We start from the raw sequence: 12829 nt of genomic DNA on the forward strand, positions 1-12829 counted from the left end.
CCGCTGAACCGGCTCCGGCCGCGCCAGCGCCGGCGCAAGAGCCGCCGAAATAGTCTTTCGCCCGTTCGGGCAAGATTGCGTCGGAACGGCGACCCGTCGGCGGCGGGTCGCCGCTGACGACTGGGAGCCATTATGTCGACCCCGATGTCGATTGCGGTTTATTTCACGATGTGGTGGATCGTCCTGTTTGCGATCCTGCCATTCGGCGTGAAATCGCAATTTGAGGCAGGCGCCACGGATCTGCCGCCCGGCGCTGATGCTGGGGCGCCCGTCGCGCCGATGCTGGTGCGCAAGGCGCTGTGGACGACCTTTGTTTCGGCGCTGCTTTTCGCGGCGCTAGACGCCTATATGTTCTGGGCTGGCTGACCTCTCGTTTTTCCGCCGCCGCGCCGATATTGGGGGCGCGAGATTTTCAGGTCGCTTATGCCTTTCTTCAAAACAACGCGTCGGGTGCGCCATTCGGCTGGCGACATGTTCGATCTCGTCGCCGATGTCGAGAAGTATCCTGAATTTGTGCCGCTCTGTCAGACGCTGCGCGTGCGCCGCAAGACAAGCGGCGAAAATGGAGTCGAAGTGCTTCTCTGCGACATGGCGGTGGGTTATCGCGCCATTCGGGAAAAGTTCACCAGCCGCGTCACGCTTGATCGCCCCCAGCTCAAAGTGCTGGTCGAATATGTCGAAGGGCCGTTCAGCTATCTCGAAAATACCTGGAATTTTCGCGATGAGGCGGAAAAGCCGGATTCAAGGATTGAGTTTTTCATATCCTACGAGTTTCGCAGCCGCATCCTCGCCGCCCTGATGGGCTCGATGTTCGATGTCGCCTTCCGCAAATTCGCGCAGGCCTTTGAGGCGAGGGCTGACACGGTTTATGGGCGCAAGCCGGCCTGATCGACTGCGCCGCGTCGGGCCGCCTGTTCGAACAGATCGAGCGCTGCGCCGACCGACGCCAATCTTATCGCCGTCCTGCTCAGCGCGCCGTAGCGCTTTTCCAGCGCAACGACGCTTCCATCGGCGCCGGCGCAGGCGAAATGGACGAGACCGACGGGCTTTTCGAGCGTGCCGCCGTCGGGTCCGGCGACGCCGGTGATGGCGACCGCGAAATCGGCGTGCGAATGGGCGATGGCGCCCTGCGCCATGGCGCGGGCGGTCTCCTGGCTGACAGCGCCAAAGGCGGCGAGCGTTTGCGCCGGCACGTCTAGAAGCTCCTGCTTGGCCTGATTGGAATAGACGACAAAGCCCCGCTCGACCGCCGCGGAGGAGCCCGGAATCTCCGTCAGCAGCCCAGCGACAAGGCCGCCGGTGCAAGATTCGGCGGTCGCCACTTTGACGCCGCGCGCGCGGCAAAGCGCGATGAGGGCCGCGGCGCGTTCAAGGAGTTCAGGCGTGAACATGGTCCAACTCCTGCAAACGCCAGTTCAGGCCTCGCCGCGCCACGGCAGCCGCACCGTCGCGCTCGCCATGCAGGCGATGCCTTCGCCGCGGCCGGTGAAACCCAGGCGCTCCGATGTCGTGGCTTTCACGCCGACCCGGCTGACGTCGATGCCCACGATTTCAGCGATGCGCGTCCGCATCGCTTCGCGAAATGGCCCGATCTTGGGCGCCTCGCAGACGAGCGTCGCATCGATATGCGCGACTATTCCGTTCAGCGCCCGCACCCGCCGGATCGCGTCTTCGAGAAAGACCCTGGAATCCGCGCCCTTCCACTGGGGATCGCTGGGAGGAAAATGCGCGCCGATATCGCCGTCGCCGATCGCGCCGAGCAAGGCGTCGGTAATGGCGTGCAGCGCCACGTCGGCGTCGGAATGCCCTGATAAAGCCTGCGAATGGGGAATTCTCACGCCGCCCAGCCAGACACGATCGCCCGCGACGAAGGCATGGACGTCGAAGCCTTGGCCGACGCGGACATCGGCGGCTTGATTGAAAAGTCGCGCTTCGGCGCGAATGAGATCTTGCAAAGTGGTGACTTTCACATTGTCAGGATCGCCATCGAATATATGGGATCGGCGACCCGCCCATTCGGCGACGGCCGCATCGTCGGTAAGGCCTTCGACGTTTTCCAGCGCGGCGCGCCGATGCGCCGCCAGGATCAGATCGAAACGAAAACTCTGCGGGGTTTGCACGGCGCGCAAAGCCGCGCGGGACGGGGTGGCGACAACGAGATCGGCGTCGTCGACCTCCTTGATTGTATCGCTGAGCCGCACGCCGGGCGCGGCCGCGCCGTAATGCGCGGCGGCGGCGATGGCGCGCTCGACCAGCGGTTTTGACGGGAAAGCGCGCGCGCCGTCGTGGATCAGCACCAGATCGGGCGCCTGCGCCGCCTGCGCCTCGAGGCCGGCCAGAACGCTGGCCTGACGCGTCGCCCCGCCGAGCGCCGGCGGCCCTAATGACGCGGCGCAGGCAGGGGAAAGGGCGGCGAGGACTTTGTCATAACGCGCGCGATCATCGGAATGAATCACAATCGTCGTCGCGCAAAAATCATGCGCCGCCGCGAGCGCCTCCAGCGTGTGGCAGAGCAGGGGGCGCCCGGCGCAGAGCCTGTATTGCTTGGGCTCATCGCCGCCAAGGCGCGCGCCGCGCCCCGCGGCGACGACGATCAGAGAGACTTTGGGCGGCTGCGGCAAAGGGCGGCTCCAGGAGACCGGTGCTCTGTCGCGTTTTGGTCGCCCCACGTCAACTGCAACTTCCGATCAGAGTGGAGCGCGGGCTCGATCTCGTCGCAATGATTTGCGGCGGCGTTACCCCCGGGCGCGCGCGCGATTCCCGCCGCGATCGTCATAGGCGACAGCCGTTTTGAAGCCGGCGATTCTGTCGATGATGAGCTGGCGATAGTTGTCCGCGGAAATGCTGCGATCCTCGATGCGCGTCAGGCCGCGCGAGACCGGAATCAGGAGATCGCCGGGAATGTCGCCGCGCAAGGAATGGATGGCCGCGGGATCTCCGCCCTGGGCGCCCAGACCCGGCGCCAGAATGATGGAATGAGGCAGCAATTGCCGCAGCCGCCGTCCTTCATGGGGCGCTGTCGCGCCGCCGACCGCGCCGATCGGCCTCAGACGAGAGGACGGGTCGGGTCTGCCGGCCAGGCTTCCAATCAGGTCCGCCACACGATCTGAAACGAGACGGTTGCCGGTCATCTTGTCCTGCAGCCAGCCAGCGCCAGGATTTGACGTGCGGCACAATACGAAGAGGCCCTTGCCGAAGCGAGTGGCGCATTCGACGAAAGGTTCGAGCGTGTCGGGTCCCATCAAAGGGTTCACGGTCAGGCAATCGGCCTCGAAATCGCCGCTGCCGCCCGCCGAGGCCGGGGTCAGGTAAGCGCGGGCGTAGGCCGCGGCGGTGGCGCCGATATCGCCGCGTTTGCCGTCGAGAATGACGCCAATGCCCGCCGCCCTGGCCCTTTTGATCCCGGAGGCGAGCGCCCCAGACCCGCCAGACCACAGGCTTCGAAATAGGCCGATTGGAATTTTACGAAACCGATGCGCCCCTCGATCGTATCGATGACAAAGTCGGCAAACCGTCCGATCCAGGCGCCATCGTCATTCGAATCGAAGAATGCGGGAAGATCGGGCAGATGCGGATCGATTCCGGCAACCAGGTCGCCGAACCTCTCGACATTGCTTTCCACCAATTCGCACCAGGAGGGTCCGCTCATGACGCGCCTTTTCGGAGGGGTGGAGGGGCGATCCATCTTATTGTTGCGGGCGTTCCGATCAAGGCGAAACTTGCGCGGCTGATTTCTACGCCGCTGCGGATCAGGAACCTTCGCAGCGCGATTTCTTTCTGAAATTCAAAATCCATGTTATTCTTGGTGGAACGGACGCCGCCAGCGCCCCGTCACAGGAGATCGCCATGATGGAATCCGGTCCGAACCCGAAACCCAGCCTTCGTGCTTGCGCAAAGGTCGGTCCTCGTTTCGGCGCGGTCCGGACGACAGAGGAATGAAAAAATCGGTTTGGAAGGAAAACACGCATTAAGACCTTGATATTTCATGTTTCGCGGATGCTTTTGCGTTTCCCGGCATGCAAAATATCAAGGACTTAGCCCGGATTCGGCGCGGCGTTTGGAAGCTTTTTTCGGTCGCTTGACCGGTTTTGAGCGTCTTTGGAACATCGGCGCGACGCTTTATGTGTGCGACCGCTATCATTGCAGACTTGCCGTCGCGGCGGATTTGATTAGAATGTGGGCATAATGGAAATCGCACAAAAATTAGGCAAAGATAAAGGCGCCCCTTTGCGCGTCGGTCCCTTGCTTCTCGACGGCCGCGTGATGCTGGCGCCGATGTCCGGCGTCACGGATGTGGGAATGCGGCGGATCGCGCGGCGTTTTGGCGCGACCCTTGTCGTCACCGAAATGGTCGCTTGCGAGACCTATCTGTCCGGTGAAAGCGAAAGCACGATCCGAGCCGAGGGGGAAGGGGTCGCGCCCCATGTCGTCCAGATCGTCGGACGCGATCCAAAAGCGATGGGCCTTGCAGCGCGGCGGGCCGAGCATGCCGGCGCCGACATCATCGACATCAATATGGGTTGCCCGGCCAAACGCGTGGCGGGCGGCCTTGCCGGCAGCGCGCTGATGCGCGATCTCGATCACGCTTTGCGCATCGTCGAGATGGTCGTCGGCGCGGTCGCCGTCCCCGTCACATTGAAAATGCGCCTCGGCTGGGACGAGAACAGCTTGAACGCCGCCGAACTCGCGCGGCGGGCCGAGGCGGCGGGCGTCGCCCTCGTCAGCGTGCATGGGCGCACGCGCTGCCAGTTCTATCAGGGACGGGCCGATTGGGCGGCGGTGCGCGTGGTGGTCGAAGCCGTCGCCATACCCGTCGTCGTCAACGGCGATTGCGCTGATGTCAGCGACGCGCGAGCCATGCTGGCGCTTTCCGGCGCAAAAGCCCTGATGGTCGGCCGCGCGGCGATCGGCGCGCCCTGGCTGGCGGGAGAAATCTCCCGCGCCATTGAGGCGGAGGGGCCGCTTGGACAGCCGGCGCTGCAAGCGCGCCAGGAAGCCGCTCTGGAGCATTTCGATACGCTGCTTGGCTTGTTTGGCGCGCATGCCGGCCTGCGCCATGCGCGCAAGCATCTTTCGGCCTATGCCGAAAAGGCTGGCGCTTCGCCAGCCCATCGGCTGGCGCTGGTCACCTGCGACGAAGCCGGCGCGGCCCGCCAATTGTTGGCCAGGGCGTTCCTTGAATCCGAGCCCAGGGTGGCGGCGTGAACTCGCGTCCGGAAGTTCAGCAGACCCATCAAGAGGCCTATGCCGACGCCGTCCGGCTGCTCAACGCCTTGTCCCAACCGATTCTCGCGCTCGACTCCGCCGGACACATCCGCGACGTGAACAACGCCGCCGAACATTTCTTCGATATGGGGCGGGCCATGCTGCAGCGCTCCCGCCTCGACGATATCATGCCGTTTGGCTCGCCCGTGCTCGATCTTGTCGAGGAAGCGATCGCCGCGCAAGCGCCGATCAGCGGCTACAAACTCGACATCAGCACGCCTCGCACGGGACTGGGGCGACTGGTCGACGCTTTCGTCTCGCCTTTGCCTGAAAGCGACGGCGGCGTGGTGCTTCTGCTTCAAGAACGATCAATTGCTGAAAAAATGGACAGGCAGATGATCCATCGCGGGGCGGCGCGATCGGTCACGGCGCTCGGCGCCATGCTCGCCCATGAGATCAAAAACCCGCTTTCGGGCATCCGCGGGGCGGCTCAATTGCTCGAAAGCTCGGTCGGCGATGAGGATCGCGCGCTCACGCAGCTCATTTGCGAGGAGACCGACCGGATCGTCAAACTGGTCGATCGCATGGAATCCTTTTCCGACGAGCGTCCGGTTCAACGTGAAAGTCTGAACATCCATGCCGTGCTCGATCATGTTAAGCGCCTGGCGCTTGCCGGCTTTGCGCGTCACATCCGATTCCGGGAAGTCTATGATCCCTCCTTGCCTCACGTTCTGGCCTCGCGCGACCAATTGATTCAAGTGTTCCTGAATCTCGTTAAGAACGCGGCGGAAGCTATTGGCAATGAAGGATTTGATGGAGAAATCATTCTGTCGACGGCCTATCGTCCGGGCGTCAGGTTGCGGATTTCCGGCTCTGTCGAACCGGTCGGCTTGCCGCTCGAGATCTGCATTCGCGACAACGGCCCCGGCGTGCCGACCGACATTGCCGGGAATCTGTTCGACCCGTTTGTAACGACCAAGTCTTCCGGCTCTGGCCTCGGTCTTGCACTTGTCGCCAAAGTAATAGGCGAACACGGCGGTATCATCGAATTCGAGTCCCATCCGCGCCTCACGACTTTTCGGGTGCTGATGCCCCTGGATTCGCCCCGCCTGGCTCGCCTGAGTGCGCCGGCATAGGCGATTGTCGAGAGGAGCCGTGGGAGCGTCCCGACGAGGGGCGTCGTGAGATCAATGTGTTTGCGCATTTTCGAGCCAAGCGGGCGCCGCTTGGCGTGAAGAGGATGCGGCAAAACCAAAATGGGAGCTTCGATCCGGTCATCTCGTGCGGATCTGGCTAGTGGAGCACAATTAATGCCGTCAGGGCATATTCTCGTAGCCGATGACGACGCGGCGATTCGAACCGTCCTCAATCAGGCCCTCTCGCGTGCCGGTTACGATGTCCGCGCGACGGGCACCGTGGCCGGCCTATGGCGTTGGGTCGCGGCGGGCGAGGGCGACCTCGTCATCACCGATGTGGTGATGCCCGACGACAACGCTTTCGAACTGCTGCCCCGCATCAAGAGATTGCGGCCCGATCTACCGATCATCGTGATGAGCGCCCAGAACACGTTCATGACGGCGATCAAGGCGTCGGAGCGCGGCGCCTATGAATATTTGCCCAAGCCGTTCGATCTGAAGGAGCTGGTCGGCATTGTCGGTCGCGCGCTTGCGGAGCCCAAGCGGCGCAAGGCGGGCGAAGTTGACGCGACCGCGCCCACCGATTCCATGCCGCTGATCGGCCGTTCGCCGGCGATGCAGGACATCTATCGCTCGCTGGCGCGCCTCATGCAGACCGATCTTACGGTGATGGTCACTGGCGAATCGGGCACCGGCAAGGAGCTTGTCGCTCGTGCGTTGCACGATTACGGCAAGCGGAAAACCGGCCCATTCGTCGCCATTAACATGGCCGCCATCCCGCGCGATCTGATCGAGAGCGAATTGTTCGGGCATGAGAAGGGCGCCTTTACCGGCGCCAACGCGCGCTCGGTGGGCCGATTTGAGCAGGCGGACGGCGGCACGCTGTTTCTCGACGAAATCGGCGACATGCCGATGGAGGCGCAGACCCGGCTGCTGCGCGTGCTGCAACAGGGCGAATATACGACGGTCGGCGGCCGCACGCCGATCAAGACCGACGTGCGCATCGTGGCGGCCACCAACAAGGATTTGCGTTATTCGATCCAGCAGGGTTCGTTTCGCGAGGATCTGTTTTTTCGCCTCAACGTCGTGCCGCTCCGGTTGCCGCCGCTGCGGGAACGGACGGAGGACATTGCCGATCTCGCGCGCCATTTCTTCGCCCAGGGCGTCGCGGACGGCCTGCCGCCCAAACATCTGGATCCCCCGGCGCTGGAGCGTCTGCGCCGATATCCGTGGCCCGGCAATATCAGAGAGCTGGAGAATCTCGCGCGCCGCCTCGCGGCGCTCTACCCGCAAGATACGATCACTGAAGCACTGATCGAGACCGAACTCGGCCTCAACGCGCCTCTGCAGTCGCTGGGGCCTTTAGCGTCGGGCAATCTCGCTAGCGGCGCCCGCGCTCAATCGGGCGCCGGCGCCAATGAAACCTTCTCTTCGGGGATGGAGAGGCATATTTCGGAACTGTTCCGTTCGTTCGGCGCCGATCTGCCGCCGGTTGGACTTTACCATCGCCTGCTGCGGGAGCTGGAGGCGCCGTTGATCGCCGCGACGCTGGCGACGACGCGCGGCAACCAGATCAAAGCCGCCGAAGTGCTGGGGCTCAATCGAAACACCTTGCGCAAGAAAATTCGCGACCTCGATTTGAGAACGATCCGCACGATCCGCTAATCCGGCGGATCAAATTCTGTTCTTTGTCCGGCCTGCCGCCAATTTGTCGCAATTCTGCAACATCGTTGCAGAGTTGCAACTTTGCGCGTCTATGACGCCGCCTTGTCCTGACAAAGGAATATCCCAGCACGTGAACGGCCGAGGCCTCCGAGAAAACGCAGAAAGCGCGCGTCGCTTTGAAGAAGGTGAAACAGCGGGCCGTTTCGGCCCCGTGGCTGTCGCCGCCGCGTTGCTTCTCGCTGTCGCGACCTTTGTGGTCTTCGCCGGGTTTACGCCCGTCATCCCGACGCCGTTCGTCGTGCTGTGCATATTTTGCGGCAACGCGCTCATCATCTTTATCCTGCTGGTGCTGATTGGACTTGAGGCGCGCAATCTGATCGCGGCGGGACGCGCGGGGCGCGCCGGCGCGAGACTCCACATCAGAGTGGTGGCGCTGTTTTCGCTCGTCGCCGCGATTCCGGCCTTGCTGACGGCCGTCGTCGCAACGGTTTCCCTCGAGCGGACTTTGAACCCTGTATTTATGAAGGATATCAAAACCTTCATCAACGAGACGACGGAGGCCAGCCATCTCTATCGCGAGTCCCAATGCCGCTCTTTGTTGCGCGACACCGCCCTGACCGCTTCCGATCTCGCGCAAAGCGCGCGGCTTCTCCAGTCCGATCGGGGATTGCTGCATGATTATCTGACGTCGCGCGCCCAGGTGCTCGGACTCAGCGTGGCGCTCATCATGAAGGGCGACGGGTCGATCGACGATCGCGCGACCGGCTCCGATCCGGCCCAGGTCGCGACTCCTGAGGCCGCTGATTTCAGCGACGCCAAAAAGGACGAGCCGCTGTGTCTGCTGCTTGCCGACGGCAAGGTCTTTGTGGCGCTGCGCCCCATTCAGGGTCTCGACGACAGGTTTGTTTACGCCGGCCGGCCGATCGACCCTTTCTCCGAGCGCTTCTCGCGCGACGCCGCTGATGTCGGGACGACCTATGTCGCGTTTGAAGGCGCCCGCCGCAACATCGAGATTGGCTTTGGCGTGATGTTCGTCCTGCTTGCGCTGACGATGGTCTTCTCCGCCGTCTGGCTCGGCCTGACTTTCGCCAATCAATTGGTCGCGCCCATTCGTCGGCTTATCCGGGCGACCGATGAAGTCGCCTCGGGCAATCTTTATGTCCAGGTGCCGACGCGCCGTTCCGAAGGCGATCTGGGACATCTGGGCGACACCTTCAACAAGATGACGCTCGAACTGAGCCAGCAGCAGAATCGGCTGGTCGCCGCCAACACGCTCAACGACGAGCGGCGCGCGTTCACCGAGGCGGTCTTGTCAGGCGTTCCAGCAGGCGTCATCGGCGTCGATACGCAGGGAATCGTGACCGTCAGCAACACCGCCGCCGAACGGCTGCTCGGCCCTGGCGAATCCGGGCAGGGCCTTGTCGGCGCGCCGATCGAAAGCGTCTTGCCGGGACTGGCGACCATCTTGCAAGAAGCGCGCTCGGCGCGGCTTCGGCTTCATCAGGGCCAGGCAAAATTGCAACGCGACGGGCGAGAGCGCATCCTCAATGTGCGGGTGACCAGCAATCCGCAGCGCGCTGACCAGGGCAGCGTGATCACGCTCGACGACATCAGCGATCTGGTCACCGCCCAGCGCACCGCGGCATGGGCCGATGTGGCCCGCCGCATCGCCCACGAAATCAAGAACCCGTTGACGCCGATCCAGCTCTCCGCCGAACGCCTCAAGCGCCGCTATGGGAAACTGATCGTCGAGGGGCGGGACGTCTTCGATCAATGCACCGACACGATTATCCGTCAGGTCGACGACATCAAGCGGATGGTCGACGAGTTCTCTTCTTTTGCGCGCATGCCCAAGGCAAGGCCGGCGCGCGACGATCTCGTCGATTGCGTGCGCCAGGTGCTGTTTCTGATGCGCGTCGGGCGCGCCGACATCACGATCGAAGACAAGCTGCCCGCCGAGCCTTTATTCGCCAAATTCGATCGGCGGCTGATTTCGCAAGCCCTCACCAATGTCGTCAAGAACGCCTCCGAGGGAATAGACGCGCTTGAGGGGGGCGGCAAAGGGAAGGGGCGCATCCTTGTCGAGATGGAGATCGGCCGCGACTCCATTCTCAGCATCTCGGTCAGCGACAACGGCAAGGGCTTTCCCAGCGAAGATCGCGATAAGCTCACTGAGCCTTACGTGACGACGCGCGCCGAAGGCACCGGACTTGGTCTGCCGATCGTCATCAAAATCCTTGAAGATCACGGCGGCGGCGTCGAATTGCTCGATGGATTGCTGCGCGACGATGGCGGTCGCGGCGCTCAGGTCCGGTTGAGACTGCCGATCGTCGGGGATGCGGCGCCATCCCAATCTTCCCCTGCGCCAGGTGCGAACGAGCGAGAGCTGCTGTAGAAATGGCCACTGACATTCTTATCGTTGACGATGAAGACGACATTCGCGAGATCGTGTCGGGGATTCTCTCGGACGAGGGCCACGGAACCCGTCTGGCGCGCAATTCCGACGAAGCGCTTGGCGCCATAGAGGCGCGGCGTCCGCAACTGGTTCTGCTCGACATATGGCTTCAGGGGTCGCGTCTGGACGGCCTGCAATTGCTCGAGATCATTAAGCAGCAACATCCCAACGTTCCCGTCGTGATGATTTCCGGTCATGGCAACATCGAGACGGCGGTATCGGCGATCAAGCTGGGCGCCTATGATTTCATTGAAAAGCCGTTCAAAGCCGACCGGCTTATTCTGATCGCCGATCGGGCGCTTGAAACCTCGCGTCTCAAACGCGAGGTCAGCGATCTGCGCGTCCGTTCGGGGGCGATCAATCGGCTGGTCGGCTCCTCCGCCGCAATCAATAATCTTCGGCGCGTCATCGAGCGGGTCGGCCCGGCCAATTCGCGGATTCTCATTTCCGGGCCGGCGGGCGCCGGCAAGGAATTGACGGCCAGACTCATTCACGAACATTCAGGCCGCGCGGACGGGCCATTCCTCGTTATCAATGCGCCGACGATGACGCCCGATCGGATGGAAAGCGAATTGTTCGGCGTCGAAGCGGGGCCCGATCGGGCTCGGCAAGTCGGAGCGCTTGAGGAAGCCCATGGCGGGACGCTCTATCTCGACGAAGTGGCCGACATGCCGTTGGAGACCCAGGCCAAGATCCTGCGCGTCCTGGTCGATCAGAATTTTCAGCGGGTGGGCGGTTCGGCGCGCGTCCATGTCGACGTTCGCATTATTTCCTCGACCAGCCGCGATTTGGCCGAAGCCATCACGGATGGCGGTTTTCGTGAAGATCTGTTCCATCGCCTTTCAGTCGTGCCGATCCGCGCGCCCTCGCTGTCAGAGCGGCGTGAAGACATTCCCGAACTCATCGAGTTCTTCATGGACCAGGTTTCGACAACCATGGGCATTGCGCGCCGCCGCATTGGCGCCGATGCGATGGCGGTTCTGCAATCGCATGATTGGCCGGGCAATATCCGGCAGCTACGCAATAACGTCGAGCGGTTGATGATTCTGGCGGCGGGCGATTCAGAAGCCGAAATCACCGCCGCGATGCTGCCCTCGGAAGTCGGCGCCCTGGTCCCCTCGATCCCGACCGGGGTCGGCGGCGAGAAGCTGATGAGCCTGCCGTTGCGCGAGGCGCGCGAAGTGTTCGAGCGGGAATATCTTGTCGCGCAGATCAGCCGGTTCGGCGGCAACATATCGCGCACAGCCGAATTCATCGGCATGGAGCGTTCGGCGCTGCATCGCAAGTTGAAGTCGCTTAACGTCGACTGACAATCAAGCCAAACCGCCGAGCCGAGAATGAGCCGCATCGCCTATGTCAATGGTCGCTATCTCCCTTATGCGGAGGCTGGCGTTCACATTGACGATCGCGGCTATCAATTTGGCGATGGCGTCTACGAGGTTTGCGAAATCCGCGACGGCGCGCTGATCGACGAGACCCGGCATCTGGCCAGACTGGAACGCTCGCTCGCCGCCCTGGAAATAAAGGCGCCAAGGTCCCTCACGGCCTTGCGGTTCATCATGCGCGAGGTGGCGGCGCGAAATCGTGTCCGCGACGGCATGGTCTATATTCAAGCGACGCGCGGCGTCGCCCGCCGCGATCATGGATTCCCCGATCCTGGAACGACGCCCGGGCTCGTCGTCACGGCCAAGGCGATCGACCGGCGCATCGGCGATGCGCGCGCGGCTATGGGCGTGCGGGTGATCGTGACGAAAGATTTGCGATGGGCGCGGCCCGACATAAAGAGCCTGCAACTCCTGCCCAATGTCCTCGCCAAGCAGGCCGCGCGCGAGCGCGGCGCTTATGAGGCGTGGCTGTTGGATGCGAATGGCGATATCACAGAGGGGGCTTCGACCAACGCGTGGATCCTTACCGCGGCCGGCGTGCTGGTGACGCGCCAGGCGGATCAAGCGATCCTGCGCGGCGTTACGCGGACTACCTTGCTCGCCCTGTTAGCCGGCGAAGGGCTACGTTTTGAAGAACGCGCCTTCTCGCTTGACGAAGCCTATGGGGCCCGCGAAGCTTTCCTGACAAGCGCCGTCAATATCGTCATGCCGGTCGTGGCGATCGACGATAAATTGATCGGGGATGGCCGGCCGGGACCTCTCGCTCTGTCTTTGCGCGGCAAGTTCCACGGCTTCGCCGAGGTCTCCAGCGCCTGACGCGATCAAAATACGGGCGAACGCTATCCACTGCGACACGTGTGAAATTTGCATCAGGCTCTAAACTTTGCCTTGCGCCTGTGGCAAGACTGCTTCTAACTGCTAAATATAAGCAAGCGGCGCGATGCAACGAGGGGCGCCGGCGAAACCAGATGATGTTACGGCCG

11 protein-coding genes are annotated in these 12829 nt (G+C 62.8%); 8 read left to right on the forward strand and 3 right to left on the reverse strand.

Annotated elements, in window-relative coordinates; all coding sequences use genetic code 11:
- Window positions 1-132: 132 nt before the first annotated feature.
- Both GSQ90_RS12190 and GSQ90_RS12195 read left to right on the forward strand, forming a co-directional pair.
- Window positions 133-366, forward strand: a complete 234-nt coding sequence (locus tag GSQ90_RS12190; RefSeq protein ID WP_246731556.1) for a DUF1467 family protein — start codon at window positions 133-135, stop codon at window positions 364-366.
- A gap of 57 nt (window positions 367-423) precedes the next feature.
- Complete coding sequence (locus tag GSQ90_RS12195; protein WP_158815107.1) at window positions 424-888, forward strand: type II toxin-antitoxin system RatA family toxin; 465 nt, start codon at window positions 424-426, stop codon at window positions 886-888.
- Here the strand turns inward: GSQ90_RS12195 and GSQ90_RS12200 are convergent.
- The 3 genes from GSQ90_RS12200 to pyrF form a co-directional block, all read right to left on the reverse strand.
- On the reverse strand, window positions 867-1391 hold the full coding sequence (locus GSQ90_RS12200; protein ID WP_158815108.1) for a CinA family protein: 525 nt from the start codon (window positions 1389-1391) through the stop codon (window positions 867-869). The two genes, GSQ90_RS12195 and GSQ90_RS12200, sit on opposite strands and share 22 nt — an antisense overlap.
- A 24-nt stretch (window positions 1392-1415) precedes the next feature.
- Window positions 1416-2621, reverse strand: coding sequence for a bifunctional 2-C-methyl-D-erythritol 4-phosphate cytidylyltransferase/2-C-methyl-D-erythritol 2,4-cyclodiphosphate synthase (locus tag GSQ90_RS12205; protein ID WP_158815109.1), 1206 nt, complete (start codon window positions 2619-2621; stop codon window positions 1416-1418).
- A 114-nt stretch (window positions 2622-2735) separates the two neighbouring features.
- Entirely contained in the window at window positions 2736-3524 is a 789-nt protein-coding gene (gene pyrF / locus GSQ90_RS12210) for an orotidine-5'-phosphate decarboxylase (protein WP_371418361.1), read from the reverse strand.
- A 661-nt stretch (window positions 3525-4185) separates the two neighbouring features.
- On the opposite strand from pyrF, the gene dusB reads away from it, so the two are divergent.
- From dusB to GSQ90_RS12240, 6 genes are all read left to right on the forward strand, one after another.
- A complete protein-coding gene (dusB, locus tag GSQ90_RS12215; RefSeq protein WP_158815110.1) occupies window positions 4186-5205 on the forward strand; it encodes a tRNA dihydrouridine synthase DusB in 1020 nt (339 codons plus the stop codon).
- On the forward strand, window positions 5202-6341 hold the full coding sequence (locus GSQ90_RS12220) for a nitrogen regulation protein NR(II) (RefSeq protein ID WP_210254884.1): 1140 nt from the start codon (window positions 5202-5204) through the stop codon (window positions 6339-6341). Before dusB ends, GSQ90_RS12220 begins: the two co-directional genes overlap by 4 nt.
- Before the next feature lie 174 nt (window positions 6342-6515).
- A complete protein-coding gene (gene ntrC / locus GSQ90_RS12225; RefSeq protein WP_158815111.1) occupies window positions 6516-8006 on the forward strand; it encodes a nitrogen regulation protein NR(I) in 1491 nt (496 codons plus the stop codon).
- Between the two features lie 211 nt (window positions 8007-8217).
- Window positions 8218-10401 (forward strand): PAS domain-containing sensor histidine kinase, encoded by a 2184-nt coding sequence (locus GSQ90_RS12230; RefSeq protein ID WP_246731557.1) that lies wholly within the window; start codon window positions 8218-8220, stop codon window positions 10399-10401.
- 2 nt (window positions 10402-10403) lie between these two features.
- Entirely contained in the window at window positions 10404-11771 is a 1368-nt protein-coding gene (locus tag GSQ90_RS12235; RefSeq protein WP_158815113.1) for a sigma-54 dependent transcriptional regulator, read from the forward strand.
- A 27-nt stretch (window positions 11772-11798) separates the two neighbouring features.
- Entirely contained in the window at window positions 11799-12662 is an 864-nt protein-coding gene (locus GSQ90_RS12240) for a D-amino-acid transaminase (RefSeq protein WP_158815114.1), read from the forward strand.
- Window positions 12663-12829: the final 167 nt, after the last annotated feature.

Source organism: Methylocapsa sp. S129 (assembly GCF_009765995.1).
GTDB lineage: Bacteria > Pseudomonadota > Alphaproteobacteria > Rhizobiales > Beijerinckiaceae > Roseiarcus.

What these genes read in the sequence shown, in the direction of transcription:
- GSQ90_RS12190 (WP_246731556.1), top strand. Translation starts at nt 133, where the DNA reads ATGTCGACCCCGATGTCGATTGCGGTTTATTTCACGATGTGGTGGATC.
- GSQ90_RS12235 (WP_158815113.1), top strand. Translation starts at nt 10,404, where the DNA reads ATGGCCACTGACATTCTTATCGTTGACGATGAAGACGACATTCGCGAG.
- dusB (WP_158815110.1), top strand. Translation starts at nt 4,186, where the DNA reads ATGGAAATCGCACAAAAATTAGGCAAAGATAAAGGCGCCCCTTTGCGC.
- GSQ90_RS12195 (WP_158815107.1), top strand. Translation starts at nt 424, where the DNA reads ATGCCTTTCTTCAAAACAACGCGTCGGGTGCGCCATTCGGCTGGCGAC.
- ntrC (WP_158815111.1), top strand. Translation starts at nt 6,516, where the DNA reads ATGCCGTCAGGGCATATTCTCGTAGCCGATGACGACGCGGCGATTCGA.
- GSQ90_RS12240 (WP_158815114.1), top strand. Translation starts at nt 11,799, where the DNA reads ATGAGCCGCATCGCCTATGTCAATGGTCGCTATCTCCCTTATGCGGAG.
- GSQ90_RS12200 (WP_158815108.1), bottom strand. Translation starts at nt 1,391, where the DNA reads ATGTTCACGCCTGAACTCCTTGAACGCGCCGCGGCCCTCATCGCGCTT.